The organism is Streptococcus gallolyticus subsp. gallolyticus DSM 16831 (assembly GCF_002000985.1).
Classification (GTDB): Bacteria; Bacillota; Bacilli; order Lactobacillales; family Streptococcaceae; genus Streptococcus; species Streptococcus gallolyticus.
This window is the reverse complement of the sequence record NZ_CP018822.1, coordinates 1,111,927-1,134,589: the sequence shown is the minus strand read 5'-3', so window position 1 is coordinate 1,134,589 and position 22,663 is coordinate 1,111,927. Positions and strand designations below refer to the sequence as shown.

The 22,663-nt window shown below is 38.3% G+C and carries 19 protein-coding genes and 1 riboswitch; of the genes, 6 read left to right on the top strand and 13 right to left on the bottom strand.

Going from position 1 to position 22,663, the window contains the following annotated elements; all coding sequences use genetic code 11:
• Nucleotides 1–13: 13 nt before the first annotated feature.
• The 7 genes from BTR42_RS05820 to BTR42_RS05790 all read right to left on the bottom strand — a co-directional run bounded on the left by BTR42_RS05820 (nt 14) and on the right by BTR42_RS05790 (nt 6,113).
• Nucleotides 14–616 (bottom strand): lysozyme family protein, encoded by a 603-nt coding sequence (locus BTR42_RS05820; protein ID WP_012961938.1) that lies wholly within the window; start codon nt 614–616, stop codon nt 14–16.
• The gene (locus BTR42_RS05815; RefSeq protein WP_009854139.1) at nt 616–1,593 is read right to left on the bottom strand and encodes a nucleoid-associated protein; all 978 of its coding nucleotides are present in this window, start codon (nt 1,591–1,593) and stop codon (nt 616–618) included. Before BTR42_RS05815 ends, BTR42_RS05820 begins: the two co-directional genes overlap by 1 nt.
• A gap of 44 nt (nt 1,594–1,637) precedes the next feature.
• Nucleotides 1,638–2,888, bottom strand: a complete 1,251-nt coding sequence (gene glyA, locus BTR42_RS05810; protein ID WP_013643076.1) for a serine hydroxymethyltransferase — start codon at nt 2,886–2,888, stop codon at nt 1,638–1,640.
• Nucleotides 2,889–2,991: 103 nt separating this feature from the next.
• Entirely contained in the window at nt 2,992–3,591 is a 600-nt protein-coding gene (locus BTR42_RS05805; protein WP_061100465.1) for an L-threonylcarbamoyladenylate synthase, read from the bottom strand.
• Nucleotides 3,584–4,414, bottom strand: coding sequence for a peptide chain release factor N(5)-glutamine methyltransferase (gene prmC, locus BTR42_RS05800; RefSeq protein ID WP_077496790.1), 831 nt, complete (start codon nt 4,412–4,414; stop codon nt 3,584–3,586). The genes BTR42_RS05805 and prmC overlap by 8 nt, the downstream gene beginning before the upstream one ends.
• On the bottom strand, nt 4,414–5,493 hold the full coding sequence (gene prfA, locus BTR42_RS05795) for a peptide chain release factor 1 (RefSeq protein ID WP_009854135.1): 1,080 nt from the start codon (nt 5,491–5,493) through the stop codon (nt 4,414–4,416). Before prfA ends, prmC begins: the two co-directional genes overlap by 1 nt.
• A gap of 38 nt (nt 5,494–5,531) precedes the next feature.
• Nucleotides 5,532–6,113 (bottom strand): thymidine kinase, encoded by a 582-nt coding sequence (locus BTR42_RS05790; protein WP_012961935.1) that lies wholly within the window; start codon nt 6,111–6,113, stop codon nt 5,532–5,534.
• Between the two features lie 468 nt (nt 6,114–6,581).
• Here BTR42_RS05790 and BTR42_RS05785 point away from each other — a divergent pair, with 468 nt between their 5' ends.
• The 3 genes from BTR42_RS05785 to BTR42_RS05775 all read left to right on the top strand — a co-directional run bounded on the left by BTR42_RS05785 (nt 6,582) and on the right by BTR42_RS05775 (nt 8,154).
• Entirely contained in the window at nt 6,582–6,791 is a 210-nt protein-coding gene (locus tag BTR42_RS05785) for a hypothetical protein (RefSeq protein ID WP_077496788.1), read from the top strand.
• A 104-nt stretch (nt 6,792–6,895) separates the two neighbouring features.
• Nucleotides 6,896–7,081 carry a 4-oxalocrotonate tautomerase gene (locus BTR42_RS05780; RefSeq protein ID WP_002885057.1) on the top strand — a complete coding sequence of 62 codons (186 nt, stop codon included), beginning with the start codon at nt 6,896–6,898 and terminating at the stop codon, nt 7,079–7,081.
• Nucleotides 7,082–7,215: 134 nt separating this feature from the next.
• Complete coding sequence (locus tag BTR42_RS05775; RefSeq protein ID WP_074657044.1) at nt 7,216–8,154, top strand: FAD:protein FMN transferase; 939 nt, start codon at nt 7,216–7,218, stop codon at nt 8,152–8,154.
• A 48-nt stretch (nt 8,155–8,202) separates the two neighbouring features.
• Here the strand turns inward: BTR42_RS05775 and BTR42_RS05770 are convergent, their stop codons facing one another.
• From BTR42_RS05770 to BTR42_RS05755, 4 genes are all read right to left on the bottom strand, one after another.
• On the bottom strand, nt 8,203–9,492 hold the full coding sequence (locus tag BTR42_RS05770; RefSeq protein ID WP_420031093.1) for a nucleobase:cation symporter-2 family protein: 1,290 nt from the start codon (nt 9,490–9,492) through the stop codon (nt 8,203–8,205).
• On the bottom strand, nt 9,485–10,066 hold the full coding sequence (locus BTR42_RS05765; RefSeq protein WP_009854130.1) for a xanthine phosphoribosyltransferase: 582 nt from the start codon (nt 10,064–10,066) through the stop codon (nt 9,485–9,487). The genes BTR42_RS05770 and BTR42_RS05765 overlap by 8 nt, the downstream gene beginning before the upstream one ends.
• 174 nt (nt 10,067–10,240) lie before the next feature.
• Nucleotides 10,241–10,336, bottom strand: a riboswitch (purine riboswitch).
• A 102-nt stretch (nt 10,337–10,438) separates the two neighbouring features.
• Nucleotides 10,439–10,981, bottom strand: coding sequence for a TMEM175 family protein (locus BTR42_RS05760; RefSeq protein ID WP_077496786.1), 543 nt, complete (start codon nt 10,979–10,981; stop codon nt 10,439–10,441).
• Nucleotides 10,982–10,997: 16 nt separating this feature from the next.
• Nucleotides 10,998–11,936 carry a helix-turn-helix transcriptional regulator gene (locus BTR42_RS05755; protein WP_231873079.1) on the bottom strand — a complete coding sequence of 313 codons (939 nt, stop codon included), beginning with the start codon at nt 11,934–11,936 and terminating at the stop codon, nt 10,998–11,000.
• A gap of 82 nt (nt 11,937–12,018) precedes the next feature.
• Between BTR42_RS05755 and BTR42_RS05750 the strand changes: the two genes are divergently transcribed.
• Nucleotides 12,019–12,657: an FMN-dependent NADH-azoreductase gene (locus tag BTR42_RS05750; RefSeq protein ID WP_077496782.1), complete on the top strand. Its 639-nt coding sequence runs from the start codon at nt 12,019–12,021 to the stop codon at nt 12,655–12,657.
• A gap of 50 nt (nt 12,658–12,707) precedes the next feature.
• Here the strand turns inward: BTR42_RS05750 and guaC are convergent, their stop codons facing one another.
• Nucleotides 12,708–13,691 carry a GMP reductase gene (gene guaC, locus BTR42_RS05745; RefSeq protein WP_003064628.1) on the bottom strand — a complete coding sequence of 328 codons (984 nt, stop codon included), beginning with the start codon at nt 13,689–13,691 and terminating at the stop codon, nt 12,708–12,710.
• Nucleotides 13,692–14,077: 386 nt separating this feature from the next.
• Between guaC and BTR42_RS05740 the strand changes: the two genes are divergently transcribed.
• Both BTR42_RS05740 and BTR42_RS05735 read left to right on the top strand, forming a co-directional pair.
• Nucleotides 14,078–15,628, top strand: coding sequence for an ABC transporter permease (locus BTR42_RS05740; protein ID WP_012961929.1), 1,551 nt, complete (start codon nt 14,078–14,080; stop codon nt 15,626–15,628).
• Between the two features lie 13 nt (nt 15,629–15,641).
• On the top strand, nt 15,642–16,298 hold the full coding sequence (locus BTR42_RS05735) for an ABC transporter ATP-binding protein (RefSeq protein ID WP_012961928.1): 657 nt from the start codon (nt 15,642–15,644) through the stop codon (nt 16,296–16,298).
• A gap of 116 nt (nt 16,299–16,414) precedes the next feature.
• Here BTR42_RS05735 and BTR42_RS05730 read toward each other — a convergent pair whose 3' ends face one another.
• Nucleotides 16,415–22,501 (bottom strand): MucBP domain-containing protein, encoded by a 6,087-nt coding sequence (locus tag BTR42_RS05730; protein WP_077496780.1) that lies wholly within the window; start codon nt 22,499–22,501, stop codon nt 16,415–16,417.
• Nucleotides 22,502–22,663 lie beyond the last annotated feature (162 nt).

Below are 22,663 nucleotides of genomic sequence, written 5' to 3'. Positions count from 1 at the left end.
CTCTCATGTCATTTTAAAATAAACTCATCAATTCAATCAAATACAGATTAAAGTGAACTTCGCGAGAATAGTAAATATTCCCACCATTTTTATATAATTTTCCGCCTGAGATAAGGGCAAGGGGATGATAGTAAAAATAAGTTTCTCCCGTTGTATTTCCAAGACTTGGAGCGACAACATCACGAGAATAAGCCGTTGCCAAAGCAATCGTATTTTCGCCACCATTTTTTGCCACGTAATCAATATAAGCAGTTCCGAAATTGTAAGCTTGCACAGCTGTCCAAACATCTACTCCTGCTTCATCTGCCAAGGTAAGATTTTCTGAAAGTACCGTCACGCCTTGACGAATACTGGTCTGGCTATCCGTAATGGAATTAGCAACACCGTCTGAACTTTCGCTTGATTGCATAACGTCACCGTCATCACCTTTGGTCTCCGTGTAAATCATTGCCAAGACCAAATCAACATTGGCGGTGGTATCGTTGTCGTCTAAAATCTCCTTGACCATATCTTTATACTGTAAAACATTTTGCACGTTTTTGTGAACCACATACGTTTGGTAACCACAAAAAATGACAAAGCCCAGTATGATTAGGCGTCTTAAGAACTTAAACATTATTTATTTTGAATATCCTCTATATTTTTAATCAAGATAGAATAGGTTCCATTTGGATTTTGGATAAATTCTACCGATTCAGCGTCGTCATAGACATTATTAGGTACAATCAGTTGAATACCATTGGATAGGGATAACTTCTGATTTTCCAATTTTTTCGTCTGACGTGAATGGTCAATATCTGCTACCTGAATTGGTTCTGGAATACTTTCTTTTAACTCATCAACAAAAGTTAAACGAGCAGTCAAATTACTATCAAAAAGTTGGTCTGCCAATTTTTCTGGTGATAATTCTTGCTCTTCTTCCAGATTTTTATGGATAGCAGCTTTCATTTTGGATTGGAAAGCAAAATCATCTTGTTGGAAATTTTCAGCAATTTTCTGCGCTGTTTGTTCAACCATTTTTATCGATTTTTTCACCGATTGCTCTGGTTGGACTTGCAAGAGATTTTCTGAAAAATAATTAGCAAAGCTACCATTATGCTTGATACGCTTCTCAATCAAATAATAATGATGGTTAGAGCGATTAATCACCAAAGCTTCATCTGGTGTTTGCGCAGCTGATGGCAGATTATTTTGTGTCACCTTAATCGGACTTTCACTATCACTAGAAATATGGGTGAAATTTTCCTTCAAAGCAATACGAAGAAAGGCAAAATGTTCAACACCGTCTTTGTCAAATTGGATAAAAACCAAATCATTTGTTTTTTGATTTTCCGAGATGACAAATTCTTCTTTCCAAAGTTGGGCAATCTTAACAGATGACTCCATCAAATCATCACTTAAATAGCTAAGAAAGACATTATCTTCTGCAAACATTCCACGTTTAGCTTCATCTGAGAAAACTTTGCTTAGTTTTTTACGAAAATACTCATCAATACGTGGCGTGATTGTCAACAATTGGTCTGACAAAATCAGCTCAGTATCGTTGGGTGTAAATTGATGAATAACAATGCGTTTAATATATAAATCAATCATGGTTAGTTTTGTGGTTGAATACCCAAATAGTATTCAACTGTTCGTTAATAAAGCGGGAAGGCATCTGTCAATGCTTTAACCTCGCGACGAACCTCCTCTAAAATAGTTTCGTTTTGATAATTTTCAAGTGCCTTAACAATCAATTCAGCAATAGCACGCGATTCTTTTTCACCCATGCCACGGCTCGTAATGGCTGGTGAACCGATACGAATACCTGATGTTTTAAACGGTGATAAGGTTTCAAATGGAATTGAATTTTTATTGAGCGTGATGTTAACAGACTCAAGGACATTTTGCGCCACTTTCCCATTTTCAACGACTTTTGTCACGTCAACAAGAAAGACATGATTGTCTGTGCCGCCTGAAATCACACGGAAATTTGGGTGTTGATTAAAGACATCAGCCATAGCGGCAGCATTTTTAATCACATTTTCGCCATATTCTTTGAAAGCAGGGTCCAAGGCTTCTTTGAGCGCGACAGCTTTACCTGCAATGACATGCATCAATGGTCCACCTTGCAATCCAGGGAAAACAGCAGAATTGATTTTTTTAGCGAGAGCTTCGTCATTTGTCAAAATCAATCCACCACGAGGACCGCGAAGCGTCTTATGTGTCGTTGTGGTTGTGATATGCGCATAAGGAACTGGGCTTGGATGATGACCTGACGCCACAAGACCTGCAATGTGCGCCATATCCACCATAAGATAAGCACCGACACTATCTGCTATGGCACGAAAACGTTGAAAATCAATAATACGTGAGTAAGCTGATGCTCCCGCAACAATCAATTTTGGTTTCACTTCTTCTGCTAGCTCGGCTAATTTATCATAATCAATGCGTTCTGTCACAGGGTCAACCGTGTAAGAAATAAAGTGATATGTTTTCCCTGAAAAACTAACAGGAGCACCGTGTGTCAAATGTCCGCCAGCAGCCAAATCCATTCCAAGGACTGTATCGCCAGGTTGAATCAAAGCCATATAAGCTGCGGCATTCGCTTGACTTCCTGAGTGAGGTTGGACATTCGCAAATTTAGCTCCGAACAATTCTTTTGCACGGTCAATCGCCAAATTCTCAACGATATCCACACAATCTGTTCCGCCATAATAACGTTTGCCAGGGTAGCCTTCAGCGTATTTATTGGTTAACAATGTGCCTTGAGCTGCCATGACAGCTTTTGAAACAACATTTTCAGAGGCAATGAGTTCTATGTTATTTTGTTGACGAACTTCTTCAGCATGCACTGCTTCCCAGAGTTCTTTGTCAAATGCTTCGTAGTTTTCCTTGTCAAAAATCATATCCTTATCTCCTTTTTGATAAGACCATATCACATTACTTAAAAGCTTAGTAGCTCCAAGATGATGTAAAAGCCGAAACAGTATGAGAAGAATTTCCCAAAAATCACTCTTTCGTAAATGTTAAGTCAGGCACAACTGCTAATAAGTCGTTTTGGGTAATCGCACCTTGACGTAAAATACGAGCAGTTTTTCCAGATAAATCCAAAATTGTCGAGTCAACCCCTGTTAAGGCAGCGTCGTCAGCAAAACCAGTCACAGTACCACCGAACTGTTTTTGAATTTCCTTGAAAACTTTCCCACTTTCTTGTCCAGAAATGTTAGCTGACGGACCAATTAAGGGGCCAGCTTTCTTAATCAATTTCAAGGTTTGTGGGTGATTGGGAATTCTAAAACCAATTGTTGATAAGCCAGAATTGATCCAAGCTGGCACGCGGTCATTAGCTTGTAAAATAATGGTTAATGGACCAGGTAAAAAAGCATCATAAAGCTTTTTGAGATAACTTGGTTGCTGTTTTGAAAAAGCTAAAATTGTCTCAAAATCAGCTACATTGAGATTCATCGCCTTGTCTTTAGGACGACGTTTGAGTTGGTAAACATGCTCAACGGCATTCTCATTCATCGCTTGGGCAAAAAGCCCATAAACGGTTTCTGTCGGTAAAATCACCGCTCCACCATTTTGCAAAATTGTTTCTAAATCAGTCATTATCCATCACGACCATTCTATCTTTACCGAACATATCTTTGATGACACGAACGTGTTTAGCAGGAAAATGCTTGCTCAACAAAGCACGCAAACCTTCTCCTTGTTTATAACCAATTTCAAAATAAAGTTTTCCGTTTTCGGTCAAATGCTCACTAGCATTCTCAATAATCTGACGATAAATGGCAAAGCCATCTTCATCTGCAAAAAGTGCTAAATGCGGTTCTGAAGCGAGCACATTAATGCCAACTTCATCTTCATCGTCATAAGCAATGTAGGGCGGATTTGAAATAATCATATCAAATCTTTCTGTAATTTGGCTAAAAACATCAGATTGAATCAAGGTGAGCTCTACTTGATTTTTGAGGGCATTTTCTTTCGCTAATTGCAGGGCGTCTGCTGAAATGTCAGAGGCGGTTACTTGCCAATTTGGTCGCGCAGCCTTGAGCGAAATGGCAATCGCACCGCTTCCTGTACCAATATCTAAAACTCGCAAGTCAGCTCTGCTATTTTCCTTTAAAACCAAATCAACCAGCTCCTCAGTTTCAGGTCGTGGAATCAAAACACGCTCGTCAACTGAAAGCTCTAAATCGCGAAAATAGGCTTTCCCAGTGATGTACTGAGGTGAGCGATGTTCTGTCAACTGAGCCATGATTTGCTCAAGTAACATTTGGTCTTTTTCGGTGATAGCTTGGTTCTGATGTAAGATGAAATCAAGCAAGGTCCAACCTTTTAATTCACGGAAAACGTAAGTGAGATTTTCTGGGTCCTCGCCGATTGCTTGTAATTGTTTTTCTAGTTGGCTGATTGTTTCAGCGTAATTCATTATTGATTTAACTCTTCTAATTTCTTAGTTTGGTCAAAAAGAATAAGGGCATCGATAACTTCGTCTAGTTTTCCTGACAAAATCGTATCTAATTTTTGCAATGTTAAACCAATACGGTGGTCTGTGACACGGTTTTGTGGGAAATTATAAGTACGGATACGTTCTGAACGGTCACCTGTACCGATTGTTGATTTACGTTCAGCGTCTTGTTCATTTTGAGCAATTTGGGCAAAGTGGTCAGCAACACGCGCACGAATAATTTTCATGGCTTTGTCACGGTTTTTCTGTTGCGTACGTTCTTCTTGCATTTCAACTTTAATACCAGTTGGAATGTGAACCATACGAACAGCTGTCGCAACTTTGTTGACGTTTTGTCCACCAGCACCTGATGCGTGGTAAATATCCACACGCAAGTCTTTTGGATCGATTTCGTATTCGACTTCTTCAACTTCTGGCATGACAAGGACAGTTGCTGTTGAGGTATGAACACGACCTTGGCTCTCTGTGACAGGGACACGTTGAACACGGTGAGCACCTGATTCGTATTTCAACTTAGAGTAAACAGATTGACCAGATACCATGACAACAACTTCTTTGATGCCACCAACACCGTTGTAAGAAGCTTCCATGACATCGAATTTCCAACCTTGGCTTTCAGCATATTTTTGATACATTTGAAGAAGGTCGCCAGCAAAGAGCGCAGCTTCGTCACCACCAGCAGCACCACGAATTTCCAAGATGATGTTTTTGTCATCGTTTGGATCTTTTGGTAAAAGAAGAATTTTAAGTTTTTCTTCGTATTCTTCTTTAGCTGCTTTTGAGTCTTTGAGTTCCTCTTTCGCCATTTCTTCAAGTTCAGGATCGCCACCAGCGTCTTTAATCATTTCTTCGGCATCTTCGATGTTTTGAAGAATTTGTTTATATTCGCGGTAAACAGTTACGGTTTCACGTGTGCTCGCTTCTTCCTTAGACAAAGCCATAAAGCGTTTTGTATCGCTAACGACATCAGGGTCAGATAGCAATTCGCCTAATTCTTCGTAACGGTCCTCAACCGCTTGTAGCTGATCATAAATGTTCATTTGTTTTCGATTAACCTCTCTTTTGCAAATTCATTTTCTTATTTTTCTTTGGAAATCATTGGGTTAAAATAATGTTTACGGCAAACGGGGATATAGGTTTCGTTGCCACCGATTTGAATTTGATTTCCTTCGTAAACAGGCTTGCCATTTTCAGTTCGCAAGACCATGGTTGCTTTTTTAGAACAAAACTGACAAATGGTTTTAATCTCGTCAATTTTATCTGCTAATAACAGTAGATATTTGGAGCCTTCGAACAATTCGTTTTGAAAATCATTTTTTAACCCAAAAGCCATCACAGGAACGTCCAAATCATCAACAACACGCGCCAAATCATAGACATGCTTTTTCGTTAAAAATTGACATTCATCAATTAAAACGCAGTATGGTTTTTCTGGCAATTCTTGAATAAAAGCAAAAATGTCCATTTCTTCCGTAATAGCAATCGCCTTGCGACGCATACCGATACGGCTTGAAACAACACCATAACCATCACGCGTATCAAGTGCCGAAGTCATAATGACAACTGGTTTGCCTTGTTCTTCATAGTTATGAGCAACTTTTAAAATTTCAATGGTCTTACCAGAATTCATGGTTCCATATTTATAATAGAGTTGAGCCAAAAGTGACAATCCTACCTTCTACTAATATTCTTCTATTCTACCATAAAATTGCCTAGGGTTAAATAAGAGAAACTAGCATTTAGCATAATAGACCTTACAAACCTTTAAATAGACGAAGCTAATCGCTACAACGGACGAAAAAACTTGTTTACAGCAAAAAAGCTAAAAAACCACCGTTTCCTAACTCATCATTCATTACTACTAATAAAACAAAAACACACATAGGAGCGACAAAATTTGCCGCTCCCACGTGCTGTTAAGTTGTTAATGCTCGCTATTATTATAACATAGACAATCATGTTGATTCAATGACACATTGTTAAAAAAATCACTATTCTGTTACAAAATTGTTTTTAAAGTTGATTTTTCGGGCTTAAACCAATAGAAATTGTATTGACTAAACAAGGATGATAAGGTATCTTATACCGTATATAGCTACTATTTAGTTAATTAGTGGAGGTTACGATTATGAAAGTTGGTTTTCGAAAACCAAGTTTTAAAAAGAGTTTAAAGGCTCGAACAACGGCAAAATGGAAAAGGCAAACAAAAAAAGCCGTCATCCCTGGCTATGGTAAAAAAGGAACAGGTTGGCTAAAAAATCCTAAAAAAGCAGCCTACAATAAGGTTTACCATAAAACGACATTTGGTCTTTCTGACATTCTGAAACTTTTTAAATAACTTTTACCTTTGAAAATGCTTCTTCTCTTTCCTGAAATTTACTGAATTTTCTCGCAAAATATGCTACAATGTTTGTGTTAGATAAATTATAAAAGGAGATTCTTATGCCATTCGTAAAAATCGATTTATTCGAAGGTCGTACTGAAGAACAAAAAATTGAGCTTGCTCGCGAAGTAACTGAGGTTGTTTCACGTGTTGCTAAAGCTCCAAAAGAAGCTATCCACGTTTTCATCAATGATATGCCAGAAGGAACTTACTACCCACATGGCGAAATGAAAAAGAAAAACTAAGTTTTAACGATTTTTAAAACACTTACTGCTTTCCTAGTCGTATTGATTAGGAAAGTTTTTTTGTACTTTTGAGCTTGATTTTCGTGATAGAAAGCGTTATCCTAATTTCATAAAATGATTTTGGAGGTGACATTTTGCAACTTGCTCATAGCGTGAAAATGATGGGAACGATTATTGATATTGTCGTTGATTCTGACACTCCCCATCAGCACATCAAGGAAGTCTGTCATCTTCTAACCGTTTATAAGAATCGCTTTAGCGCCAACGATAACGATTCTGAGCTAATGATTATTAATCATAATGCTGGTATCGCTCCTGTCACTGTTCATCCAGATTTGTTTGAACTTATCGGACTTGGTAAAACGCATAGCCTTTTACAACCTAGCAATCTTGATATTGCTATTGGTCCTTTGGTGCAAAGCTGGCGCATTGGTTTTGAAGATGCCAAGGTTCCTAACAAGGAAAACATTCAGAAAGCTATTGCACTCGCAAACCCAGAACACATTATTTTAAATGCAGCTGAAAAAAGTGTATTTCTTAATCGCAAGGGCATGAAAATTGACCTTGGTGCGTTAGCCAAGGGTTACATTGCCGATAAAATTATGGATTATCTGAAAACTGAAAATGTCAGCTCTGCTATGATTAATCTTGGTGGCAATGTCCTCGTTTATGGTGATAATCCCAAGCGTGAAAATGGTATTTGGCATATTGGTATCCAACATCCCCAAAAACAGCGTGGCAACAATCTCGGCATTTTAACACTCAAAGACAAATCTGTTGTGACTTCAGGCATTTATGAACGCCATCTACAAGTTGGCGACAAGGATTATCATCATATTTTTGACCGACATACGGGTTATCCTATCGAGACTGACATGGCGAGTTTAACCATTGTTTCAGACCTATCTGTTAATTGTGAAATATGGACGACACGTCTGTTTGGTCTACCGATTAAGCAAGCTTTTGAAACCATTCAAAGCACTCCAAATATCGAAGGAATTATCATTACCAAAGATAATCGCTTTGCAGTCACCAGCGGTCTTAAACAAGATTTTCAATTACTCTATTCATAAGATACAAAAAACATTTCCAAGGTTATTCCTTAGAAATGCTTTTTTAGTTTATTTTGCTTCTTCTGTTTTTGTTTTACCGTTTAAAATCAAGTTAAGAACAACAGCAAACAAAGTTGCGATAACAATACCATTTGTCAAAAACATTTGAAGTGTGCTTGGTAGGCTATCAAAAAGATTGGTTCCGTCAAAACCAACACCGCAGGCAATTGACACCGCTGCAATGATAAAATTGTGTTCGTTATGTTGGAAATCGACTTGATTGAGCATTTGCATCCCTTGAAGAGCTACCATACCGAAAAGAACAATCATAGCGCCACCAAGAACTGGACTAGGAATCATTTGTGCCATAGCACCGAATTTTGGAAGAAGTCCAAGGATAACAAGGAACAAGGCTGTGTAGTAGATTGGACGGCGTGTTTTGATACCAGAAATACGAACCAAACCAACGTTTTGTGAGAATCCTGTATATGGGAATGTATTGAAAATACCACCGAGTAAAACAGCTGCACCTTCTGCACGGTAACCATTGCGAAGTCGTTTACTGTCAAGTTTTTCACCAGTCAAATCTGAAAGCGCAAGGTAAACACCGGTTGATTCAACCATTGAAACGGTTGCGATGATACACATCATCACAATTGATGTGATTTCAAACTTTGGTGCACCAAAGTAGAATGGTTGTGGAATGTGAACAAGCGGTGCTTCAGTAACAACTGACGTGTCAACCAAGCCCATGAAAGCTGCAATAATTGTCCCTCCAATCAAGCCAATCAAAATCGCAATAGATTTGATAAAGCCTTTTGCAAAAACATTAACCGCAAGCACGATAGCAATTGTTATCAATGCTAAAATCATTGATTGAGCCGTTGGAGAATCAGCATTGTCTCCCATGTTTCCAATCGCAACAGGAATCAATGTTAAACCAATTGTTGTGATAACTGACCCTGTCACAACTGGTGGGAAGAAATCGGCAATTTTTGAAAAAATCCCAGAAATCAAAATAACGTAAATTCCTGACACAATCAAAGCACCGAACATATAACCTGAACCTTGTTTAGCACCAATGATTGAAAGTGGAGCAACTGATTGGAAGGCACAGCCAAGAACAACTGGAAGCCCAACACCAAAGTGCTTACGCAATTGAAGTTGTAAGAATGTTGCAACTCCACACATGAAAATGTCTGTTGAGATAAGGTAAGTCAACTGTTCAGCTGAATAATTAAGCGCACCAGCAATCATAATTGGCACTAAAATTGACCCAGCATACATAGCAAGCAAGTGTTGCAAACCAAGAATAGCTGCTTGTGAATGTTTTTGTTCGTTCATTTCCATTTTACGCATCTGCCTCCATAAAGACAACTTGTCCATCTTTAAATTCTTTAATACGTGCTAACGATGTTACAGGGACACCAGTTTCTTCTAATAATTGGCGACCAGTTTGGAATGATTTTTCAATGACAATCCCAATGCCAGCAACTTTCGCTCCTGCTTGACCAATGATTTCCAAAAGCCCTTTAGCAGCTTGACCATTTGCCAAGAAATCATCAACGATGAGAACTGTATCGTCTTCTGACAAGAATTTACTTGCGATTGATACGGTGCTAGTCACACGTTTTGTAAACGAATAAACTTCTGCGGTTAAAATACCTTCAGTCATCGTGATATTTTTCGCTTTTTTAGCAAAAATCATCGGAACGTTCATCGCTTGCGCTGTATAGAGGGCTGGAGCAATACCTGATGCTTCGATAGTAACAACCTTAGTAATACCAGCATCTTTGTAGGCATCAGCAAAAACTTTGCCGATTTCCTGCATTAATTCATAGTCAACTTGGTGAGTTAGAAAACTATCTACTTTTAAGATGTCCTCACCTAAAACATTCCCATCATTTAAGATGCGATTTTCCAATAATTTCATGGATTCTCCTTCTGAAAATTTTTAAAATCGAATTGGCTAAAAATAATAACTTATGATGAAACGTGATTAGGCATAAGGACACATATAAAAACAAACAAGAGATGTTTACACATATGGTAAACACCTCTTGTTACTCGGTCATATTTTCACAACTATATGCAAAAACATCTCAACTGTCATTGAGCAAAGACTTATTGTTAGACATTACGGTGTCTTGTAGAGACGCTACGCCCATTCGTAGCATAAATAAGTTTTATTAAATTTTAACCATCACTAACTAATGACACGTCTATTGTATCATTTTCAATGGTTATATGGCAAGATGACATTGGTCCTATTATTAAAAGAAGTAATTTTCTGAAAATACAGTCATTAAAATGCTGCTGGGCGAAAAACACCATAAATATTATAAGAAGCTAAGGCTAATAATCCTAAAAGCGGTTGAATAAGCGCTATTACAATCAAGACAATATAAACTGTTATGATATTTAGCGTTACACGATAAGGATAAGGTGGCATTTGGTCATTAATCTCACTCAGGAAATGATAAAGTAATCGATAAGACATGGTCCACAATATGCTCAGTACAATAAAGGTCACCAAAGGTTGGGCGTGATCAGGATAATCACCAATCCATGAAGTTACAAATGGGATAAATGACTGAATCAATAACCACACACCATTAACCCAAAAGACCCTGCGGTCAATCACTTCAATTGATTTAAATAAATTATGATGATTATACCAAACACCTAATAACAAGGTAAACGATGATATGTAAGCAATGTAAGCTTGCCAATGTTCAAAAAGCGTCGAGATGGTATAGCTATCTGGCTTTGGCAATTCCAAAACTAATATCGTTATAATAATGGCAACAATGGCATCTGTAAAAGCTTCCAATCTTCCTTTGTTCATCACTACTTTTCCTCCTTTATTGTGCGTAGCGGTCAACGATTTCTTGTAATTCTGCTAAATAAGCCTCGCGTAAAAAATCAGGCTCCATCACAGTTAAATGTTTTCCAAAAGTGATTAAGTATTGTACCATATAGTCCAATTCTTCTCTACTAAAATGTCCTACAATATAATACTGACCATTTTCTTCGTGGAGTTGCATATCACGATAAGCCCCCTTTAAAAAATGCTCTTTTCCAGCACCATCGATTTCGCACTTAAAAGAAATTGTCAGATAATCTTGGTAAAATGCCCTAAAAGACTTCTCTAACTGCGTGCGCTTTTGACGGTTTTCTTGGTTTTCTGCCCTCTCACAAGCAAGCAAACAATCCACACGATAGGTTTTCCATTTGTCCTCATCCACCAAATAAGCTTCAAAAAACCAAATCCCACTACGATAAAAAACTTTATAGACTTGTATCAACTGCTGTAAGCGCTCCGTTTGCTTATAGTCAATGTGTAAAATATGCTCATCTACCGTCGCTTCCAATAATTCGCGCAAAAATGTGCTAGATGAAATGACAGGAACATCGTAAAATTCCAAAACGTTTAAGATTTTTAAAACATATTCTCGCTGTGCTGTCGATAAAGAGACCAAAAGTTTTTCAAATATCTGCGGATAACTTTTATCAAATGGTGTCACAGAAAGTCTGCGCAATGAATTTAAGGCATAAAAAATCATTGTCAAATCGTCTTGGGTGAAATAAATCGGTGTCAGCAAGGTCTGACTAACCAGATGATAGCCACCGTTTTTACCAGTTTCCGTATAAAAAGCCAGTCCCATATCTTCTAGTGCAGCCATGTCTCGCAAAGCTGTTCGTTTTGAAATCTGAAATTCTGCCATTAAATCTTTCAATTGAAAAAATGGGCGTTCTGACAGAAAAATAAGTTCGTGGTTAAGGCGTTCTGATTTTTTCATCTTTTCTTTCCTTATCGGTGTCATATTTTGACACCATTTAGTGTTATGCTTAGTATATCAAAAAGAATTGGAGAACACAAAGATGAAAACTTTACTAATAAATGCACACCCTGATTACCAAAATAACAACAGTTTTAGTGCGACTTTGCAAGAAAAATTCCTTGATAAATACGCTGTCCGATTTTCAAACGATGATCTCACAATTTTAAATCTTTATGCGACAGACATCCCACGCATTGAACAAGACGAATTATTAGGAATTTGGAAAAAACAAGCTGACAATCTTCCATTGACTGAAGCTGAATTAGCTCTAGCAAAACAATCGCAAGCATTGTTAGAACAGTTTAAAGATCACCACCGTATCGTTATTGTGTCACCTTTGCATAATTTCAATGTGACCTCACGAATGAAAGACTATATTGACAATATCTTGATTGCTCGTGAAACATTCAAATATACTGAAAATGGCTCTGTTGGGCTAATGACCGATGATTACCAAGTGCTTTTGCTTCTTGCCAGCGGTTCTATTTACACTAATCAAGACCGCTATACAACTTTGGATTTTGCTCCTAACTACATTCGTGGCATTTTCCAAGAAATCATGGGTTTTGACGCTTTCCACCTTGTCAGAGCTCAAGGAACTGCTGTTCGTTCTAAGGAAGAGATACTAGCCGAGACAGATGCCACTTTAAATAAAGCATTCTCAGAGTTTTATCATTAACATACAAAGAAAGCCACTCAAAAAAAGAGCGGCTTTTATATATTTCAAACTTAAATCGAATCACCATTCCAAATGGAATTTTTAACGATGACGTAATCAACACGTGTTAAGCTGTGCAAATCACGTCCACCAGCATAGGAAATTGCACTTTGAAGGTCTTCTTGCATTTCAACCAGAGTATCTTTCAAATGCCCTTTGACTGGTAATAAAATTTTCTTTCCTTCGACGTTTTTATGTTCACCTTTTTGGTATTCAGAAGCTGAACCGTAATATTCTTTATACTGCTCACCATCTACTTCGACCAATTTTCCTGGGCTTTCCAAATGCCCTGCAAATAATGAACCAATCATAACCATTGTTGCACCAAAGCGGATTGACTTGGCAATATCGCCGTGCGTACGAATTCCGCCGTCAGCAATAATCGGCTTACGAGCAGCTTTGGCACACCAACGAAGCGCAGCTAATTGCCACCCACCCGTTCCAAAGCCAGTTTTTACTTTAGTGATACAGACTTTCCCTGGACCAATCCCAACTTTCGTAGCATCAGCGCCAGCATTTTCCAACTCACGAACAGCCTCTGGCGTTCCAACATTACCAGCAATGACAAAGGTTTTAGGCAATTCTTTTTTGATGTGTTGAATCATGTTAATCACACTATCAGAATGTCCATGGGCAATGTCAATTGTGATAAATTCAGGCGCATCATCTTTTAAACTTGTGACGAAATCGTACTCATAGTCTTTAACACCTACTGAAATAGACGCAATTAACCCTTGTTCGTGCATACGCTCAACAAATGGTTTACGAGCCTCTTCATCAAAACGGTGCATAATGTAAAAATACCCATTCTTAGCCAAATCTTCTGCGATGTTTTCATCAATAATGGTCTGCATATTGGCAGGAATAACAGGCAATTTAAAGGTATAATCGCCAAGTGTCACTTGCGTGTCAGCTTCCGAACGACTACTGATGATACATTTGTTTGGAATCAATTGGATATCTTCGTAATCAAAGACAGGCATTTCGTTATACATATCAGTTTCTCCATAGTTTCTGCTACCGCAACTCCAACCTGTCAAAAATGTCTTAACTAAAAAAGAAAGTCACTTTTTGATAGTAGAGTTTGCCTAATAGTTAGAAACTCTTTCATTAAAAAATGACCTTCCTATAACTCTCCTACGTCTGAAAATAGCAGAGCATCGCTAGGTAAAAACTTACCTTTCCATTATTATTTTACACTACCGTTCGTTTTATGTCAATTATTTTATTTTGTATTTTTAAAATGTTCGTTTTTAACGTATGTTTTTTATGTTTAAAGCGTGACAAAATGATTTAAGTTTTGTTTCAGTTTTCTTTCAGTTGAAATTAAGACAAGTTGTCTATACTTCTTTCGTATCAAAATTTCAAAGGAGAGTTTTATATGAACTTTATTAAGCGAGCTTGGCTTGCGACAAAAGCAAAGAAAGGACGTACGGCACTACTAATTTTAGTAACTAGTGCTATTTTAATTTTCGTTTTAGCTGGATTGACCATTAAAAATGCTGCCGATTCAGCTGTCGAATCAGCCAAAAGTGAAGCTGGCGCAACAGTCACCTTATCTGTTAATCGGGAAGCGATGATGAAAGCTTTCAATCCTGACAGCGACAGCAGTTCTGATGATTCTAGTGACGATAGTTCAGCAACTACTTCTGTTGACCTTGCGACAGCCGAGTCTATCGCTGAAAAAGACGGCGTAGCTTCTTATCTCTTTACCACAACAACGACAGCAACAGCTGGTGATGATATTTCTGCTATTTCGACATCATCTTCATCTTCTTCAGATGATTCAGATTCAAGCAGCGATGATTCATCTGATAGCAATCAACCCTCTGGTCGTGGCGGTATGGAAATGACATCTGGTGACTTTACCATTACAGGTGTCAACAGCACTGATTACGTGAGTGACTTTACATCTGGCACAAGTGAAATCACTGACGGTGTTGGTATCACGTCTGATACTGCGGATAATTCTGCGGTGATTTCTTCAGATTTAGCTGACGCTAATGACCTTAGTGTCGGAGATACCTTTACCGTAACAACAACCGTAGATGATACTGAAACAAGTTATACATTGACTGTCGTTGGTATCTATGAGAATTCATCAACAGCTACTACGGCTCAAATGATGTCTAATGCTTCAAATCCTCAAAACAATATCTACACCAATCTAACAACAGCAGATACAATGAAAGGTGAAACAGACACACTTGATTCAGCTGTTTATACTCTCTCAAATCCAGAAGATATGGACGATTTCGTTGACGAAGTAGAATCTGAAATCGATACTGATTCTTACTCTGTCACTTCAAGTGATGAAATCTACGAACAAATGCTTTCACCACTTAACAATATTTCATCAATCGCTCAAAACATCGTTATCTTGGTAGCAATCGCTGGCGCTGTTATCTTGACACTTATTGTTATCCTTAGCATTCGCGAACGTCGTTATGAAATTGGTGTTCTGATGAGCCTCGGTGAAAATCGCATTAAGATTATCGGTCAATTCTTTATGGAACTCTTCATGGTAACGGTGGTATCACTTATTATTGCTTCATTTGCTGGTAATTTTGTGGGAAATGCGCTCGGTAATCAGCTCTTGTCATCATCAACTTCTACCGAACAAACGACCCAAACTTCAGGACAAAATGGCGGTGGTCCTGGTCAAGATACTAATTCTTCTGACAGCAACAATAGTGATTCTGGTCAAAAATCTGGTGCCCCTGGTGGCGGAGGCGGTCGTGGCGGCATGGGTAATATGGTATCAATGGCAACCTCTTCAACTCAAGAAATCGATGACCTTGATATCAAATTAACAGGAACTGATGTCGCAAAACTTGGTGGAATTGCACTTCTGATTTCATTTGTTTCAACAATTCTTGCAAGTATTGGCATTATCCGCATGAAACCTAAGGATATCTTATCATCTAACTAGAAAGGACTAAGAAATGACTTTACGAACACATAATATCGGTTATTGGTACACCAACAATCCTGACGATTATCTTTTTAAAGACGTTAATCTAACCTTTGAAAAAGGGAAAGTTTACTCTATTCTTGGTCAGTCAGGAAGCGGAAAAACAACTTTCCTTTCTCTACTAGCTGGCTTAGATAGCCCCAAAGCTGGTGAAATTTATTTGGAAGATAATGATATCAATAAATCTGGTTTGACCAATTATCGTAAAAACTCTGTTTCAACGATTTTCCAAGCTTATAATTTAATGACCTACATGACTGCTCGTCAAAATGTTCAAACGGCGCTAGAAATCTCTAACAAACCCGTGGACAATGCCAAAATCGAAGAACTTTTTGAACTCGTTGGTATTCCCAAAGAAATGATTGACAAGCCAGTTCTTCAACTCTCTGGTGGGCAACAACAGCGTGTTGCTATCGTTCGCGCTTTAGCAACAGAACATGATTTAATTATCGCTGACGAACCGACAGGAAACTTGGACGAAGAAACAACACAAGACATTGTCAATATCTTCAAAGATATTGCACATAAGCAAAATAAAACCGTTATTATCGTCACTCACGAAACAGCTGTCGCTCAAGAAACAGACGTCACGTTTGAACTCAAGAAAAAACAATTTACAGAGGTTTAGTGATATAAATAACTTTATTACACAACAACACCCCAAAAGTGAACCAACTTTTGGGGTGTTGTTTTATCCTTATAATGTAAACAGAAGGAATGCTTATTATCTATAATTAAGCCTTACTAGTTATCCTTACGTTTTTTTCTAAATAATAAAGTAGCAATAAACGTCACAAGCATTCCAGCAAGTGATGTCATACTGCTGTTTTCATTACCAGTATTTGGCAAGAAATCGTTAGATTGAGCCTTATTATCTGTAGGATTAATAACAGTTTTTACATTAGTTTCGTGTTTTTGAGGATTGTCTGTAGGTGGTGCTACAGTTTTTCTTACAACTGGTTTTTCTACTTTTTTGTAGATATGAGTGGTATTACCAAATTCATCAGTCGTTGTTTTAACAAACTCGTATTCAGGAAGTTCTTCTGGTGTCTTATGTGGAGTTGTGCCACGTTCATCATCTGCTACGGGATTGCCATTTTCATCAATATGATGTGTTACTACTTCTATTATTTCTTTTTGATAAATATAAGTAACTTCTGTAACACCTTCCGATACCTTACCAATTTCGTTACTTGGCAACTCACTTTCCACCAAATGATAAGTCACACCGTCAACTGTTATCGTAGTCGGTCTGTGGTCTGTCGTATCATATTCATCGTTAACTGGAGTAGCTTCTTCATCGACTACGTCATCTGCGATTGGATTACCGTCTTTATCAACATAATGAACGACAACGTCACCTGTTACCAACTCGTAAACGTAAGTCACCTCGGTTGTACCTTCAACAACTATACCAGTTTCAGCACCTTCGGTTAATGACGGAACTAGGCGATAGATGTGACCATTATACGAAATTTCTGTCGGCTTATGATCCGTTGTATCGTACTCGTCATTGACTGGGGCAGCTTCTTCATCAATCACATCAGCAGAAATGGTGTTGCCATCCTTATCGACATAGTGAACGATAACGTCACCTGTTACCAATTCATAAACATAAGTGACCTCAGTTGTGCCCTCGACGATTGTACCAGTTTCGTTGCCTTCCGTTAATGACGGAACTAGGCGATAAATATGGCCGTCATAATTAATTTCAGATGGCTTATGATCCGTCGTGTCATAAGTATCATTGACTGGCGCAGCTTCTTCATCAACTACATCATCTGCGATTGAATTACCGTCTTTATCCACGTAGTGAACAAGCACATTTCCGGTTACCAATTCGTAAACATAGGCCACTTCAGGTATGTCTTCAACGACTGTGCCAGTAACAAGTTCATAAACATAAGTGACTTCAGTTGTGCCTTCGACAATTGTTCCAGTTTCGTTACCTTCCGTTAATGACGGAACTAGGCGATAAGTGTGACCACCATAAGTAATTTCACTTGGCTTGTGGTCAGTCGTGTCATATGCGTCATTGACCGGTGCATTCTCTTCATCGACCACATCATCAGAAATTGGATTGCCAGCCTTATCAATATAGTGAACCAACACATCACCGGTTACCAGTTCATAAACATAAGTGACTTCGGTTATACCTTCAACGACCGTGCCAGTTTCGTTACCTTCAGTCGCAGTTGTGTCAATACGGTAAACATGACCGTTATATGTGATCTCACTTGGTTTATGATCCGTTGTATCGTAAGAATCATTAATTGGTGCACCATCTTCATCGACCACGTCATCCGAGATCGTGTTACCATCCTTATCGACATAGTGAACAACAACGTCACCGGTTACCAGTTCATAAACATAAGTGACTTCAGTTGTGCCTTCAATGACTGTGCCGGTTTCGTCGCCTTCGGTTAATGATGGAACTAAGCGATAAGTGTGACCACCATAAGTAATTTCACTTGGTTTGTGGTCGGTTGTATCATAGTCATCATTGACTGGGGTGTTCTCCTCATCAACCACGTCAGCAGAAATAATATTACCGTCCTTATCAACATAGTGAACAAGCACATCGCCAGTAACGAGCTCGTAAACGTAAGTCACCTCGGTTGTGCCCTCGACAATTGTTCCAGTTTCGTTACCTTCCGTTAATGACGGAACTAAGCGATAAGTGTGGTCGTTATAGCTGATTTCACTTGGCTTATGGTCCGTCGTATCATATTTGTCGTTGACTGGGGCAGCTTCTTCATCAATCACATCAGTTGCGATTGGATTGCCATCCTCATCAACGTAGTGAACAAGCACATCACCTGTTACCAATTCATAAACGTAAGTCACTTCAGTTGTACCTTCAACGACCGTGCCAGTTTCGTCACCTTCCGTTAATGATGGAACTAGGCGATAGATGTGACCATTATGTGAAATTTCTGTCGGCTTATGGTCCGTCGTATCATAGGCATCATTGACTGGTGCATTCTCCTCATCAACCACATCATCAGAAATGGTGTTGCCATCCTTATCAACGTAGTGAACAAGCACATCGCCGGTAACGAGCTCGTAAACGTAAGTCACTTCAGTCGTTCCTTCGACAACTTGACCAGTTTCGTTGCCTTCAGTCAATGTTGGAACTAGACGATAGATGTGACCATTATACGAAATTTCTGTCGGCTTATGATCCGTTGTATCATAGTCATCATTGACTGGGGCATCTTCTTCATCAACCACATCATCAGAAATGGTGTTGCCATCTTTATCGACATAATGAACCAGAACATCGCCGGTTACCAGTTCATAAACGTAAGTCACCTCAATTGTGCCTTCGACAATTGTTCCAGTTTCGTCACCTTCCGTTAATGACGGAACTAGACGATAAATATGGTCGTCATAATTAATTTCAGATGGCTTATGATCCGTCGTGTCATAAGTATCATTGACTGGCGCAGCTTCTTCATCAATCACATCATCGGAAATCGGATTGCCAGTTTTATCGACATAATGAACCAGAACATCACCGGTTACCAATTCATAAACGTAAGTCACCTCGGTTGTTCCTTCAACGACTGTGCCGGTTTCATTGCCTTCCGTTAATGACGGAACTAAACGATAAGTGTGGTCGTTATAGCTGATTTCGCTTGGTTTATGATCCCTTGTGTCATATTCATCATTGACTGGGGCGTTTTCTTCATCAACCACGTCAGCAGAGATAGTATTGCCAGTTTTATCGACGTAGTGAACAACAACGTCACCGGTTACCAGTTCATAAACATAAGTGACCTCAGTTATACCTTCAACGACTGTGCCAGTTTCTGCACCCTCAGTCAATGTTGGAACTAGACGATAAGTGTGACCACCATAAGTAATTTCACTTGGTTTGTGGTCGGTCGTGTCATAAGTGTCGTTGACTGGGGCGTTCTCCTCATCAACAACATCAGCAGAAATGATATTACCGTCCTTATCGACATAATGAACGATAACATCACCAGTTACCAATTCGTAAACATAGGTTACTTCAGTGGTGCCTTCAACGACTGTGCCGGTTTCGTTGCCTTCTGTTAATGACGGAACTAAGCGATAAGTGTGACCGCCGTAAGTGATTTCGCTTGGCTTGTGGTCGGTCGTGTCATAAGTGTCGTTAACTGGGGTATTCTCCTCATCAACCACGTCAGCAGAGATAGTATTGCCGGCTTTATCAACGTAGTGAACCAACACATCGCCGGTTACCAATTCATAAACATAGGTTACCTCAGTTGTACCTTCAACAACTGTACCAGTTTCAGCACCTTCGGTTAATGACGGAACTAGGCGATAAGTGTGGTCGTTATAGCTGATTTCACTTGGCTTGTGGTCGGTCGTGTCATAAGTATCGTTGACCGGGGTGTTTTCTTCATCGACCACATCATCAGAAATGATGTTGCCATTTTTATCGACATAATGAACCAGAACATCGCCGGTAACGAGCTTGTAAACATAAGTGACTTCAACTGTAGGTATCGTGATTATTGTAGTTGTAACGTTTTTAGTCACAAGATTTTCATCCGAACCTTCAACCGCACTTACAGTGATAGTAGTTGTCACTTCGGTAATCGATAATAATTCTCTTGTGGTTTCATCTCGGTTCTCTGTCGTGACAGTTATAGTCGAAGGCTCTGTCGTTGAATCATATGATGATGTTATTTCCGTAGTCGATGTTGAAGTAGAAGTTAGATATCCTTGCTCCTCTGATGACGTTTCTGATGTAATAACTTTTCCATCACTAGTAAAAGTTAATGCACCATCACTATCTTCCACACCAACCCCTACCAAGTGGTAAAGTTTTCCATTTGAAGTAATAGAAGTTAACTTATTATCTGTCGTATCGTATGAAGAACCATTGTTCCCATTTTCTGTGTCTAAAATATCATCAGAAATTGAGTTGCCTGACTCATCAACATAATGGACAATAACATCTCCTGTCAATAACGCATAGTAATAATTAATAGATTCAGTTGTCCCATCTATAAAACGTGTATTTTTTGTTCCATCAGTCCTATCAGAAATTAATACCCAAACATTTCCTTCGGTATCTGTGATTGTACTTGGTGGAGTTAAACTAATTTTATCACCATTTTCATCGACAGCATCAGTATATAAATCACCAGAATAACCGTTTCCTACGACACTATCTTGAAGTTTAATAGTCGTCTTGTTTCCATATTCATCTAATTCATAATAATTGATAAAAAGTTTTTGAGGATACTTAATAGTCGATAAAATACTTGGAGCAACTTTGGAACCTTGTCCAACAATATTATTTCCTGAAGCATCTAGCTTAGTTCCTACAGTGCTAATAGAAATATCGAAACCATCAGCAGGAACATCTAGTTCCATAAGAAAATATGCTTGCCCTTCTGTTGTTTCACTAACATTGCTTGTATCGTTATACTTGCGAGTCACTGCCAAAAAACCATCATCTGTAACTTGATAAGCCAGTGCTATATTTTCTGAGACATAAACATTTTTAATGATACTTTCTGTGATTTCCACAGATTCATCAGCGTCAATATCAGCATAACCCAAGTGTATTTTTACAGCAGATGATTCAATATAGCCTGCCGCTATAGCTTCTTCAACGGATACACTTCCAGCATTTTCGCTATCAACTACTTTGAAAAATTGAACATGGCTATTAATGTAATTACCACGTTGCTGCACCTGTGAACCTGATCCCAAACTTAAGAAAGTATTTACACGACCGCTACCTGTCTCATAAACACTAAAACCGATAGTAGTATCATCTGTTGAATAGTTAACAGACTGCAATGTCCATTTCATGCTATACACATCTATTTGCCCAGTCTCTTGATTATAGATAGAAAAAGCATTTTTAACATAAAAATAAGTATTTTCACCAAATAAATTTGTCGCTATAGAACTTGGATTTCCTGAACTACCATCGCTTATTAACGTAGCAACGTCTACTTGTTCACCGTTTACATAAAGTAGTAAATCAGAGTAATTTACAAGTGTTGGCGTTGCACTATACTCATCAGAATAAACTTGTGCTGTGGCAAAACTAGTAGTAATGCTTTTTGCATATTCAGAAAGTATCTCACCGTTTGTATTTGGCCAATATTCCCCTGTTTCATTAGCTACTGTACTATCATTATTCGTTGTTGCAGATGTATCGCGTGAATAAACAGTTTCCACCCCTGTCACATCTTTCGTTGTACTTTCCGAAGGTATCACGTAAAATGTTATGACGTTTTCCTCGCCTTCAGTCAGGGTTGTTGTAATAATATTTGAAGTACCACTTGCAATACTATATCCAGAAATCGCTTCAGATTTTTCTGTAACTGTAGTCGATGCTACTTCAGTATCAGTAGTAGATTCCACATCAACCGAAGCAGTTTTTGTTGATACAATCGAGTTATCTTCCGAATTAACATAATTAATAGTATAAGAAATTGTAACCGTCGATACTTCATCATTCGCATCACTCGACAAACTATTAGATGATAGGGCAGATTGTGATAAAGCATTAAGATTTTTCGACTTAATGTCATTTTCTACAGAGCTCTCTTCCTGCGCTTCAGAAAAATTATCATCATTATTGTTTTCTGGTGTAGTGCTAGAATCATCTGTATCTACAGACAAAGTCTCATTCGGATCTTCCACTACTGTGGTATTTTCTAAAACTGAGTTTGTTGCATCATCTGCTTTGACACTTACTGGCGACAATACAAAAAGAATGCTCAAGCCTAAAAGTACTGAGCATGCTCCCCAAGCTTTTGTTTTCCGTATTGTAAATCGTTGACGTTCTTTTTTCCTTAATTCTTCACTCATAAAAATAAAATTACCTTCAACTTTCTTTAAAAATATATACTAATATAACATAAACAATATACTTTTTAAATGATTGTTTTTTATTTTTAATAAAAAATAAAGACTAGATAGTATTTTATTTCTGAATTAAGGCTGTTAGAAAATAAAAAGAACCAATTCTAA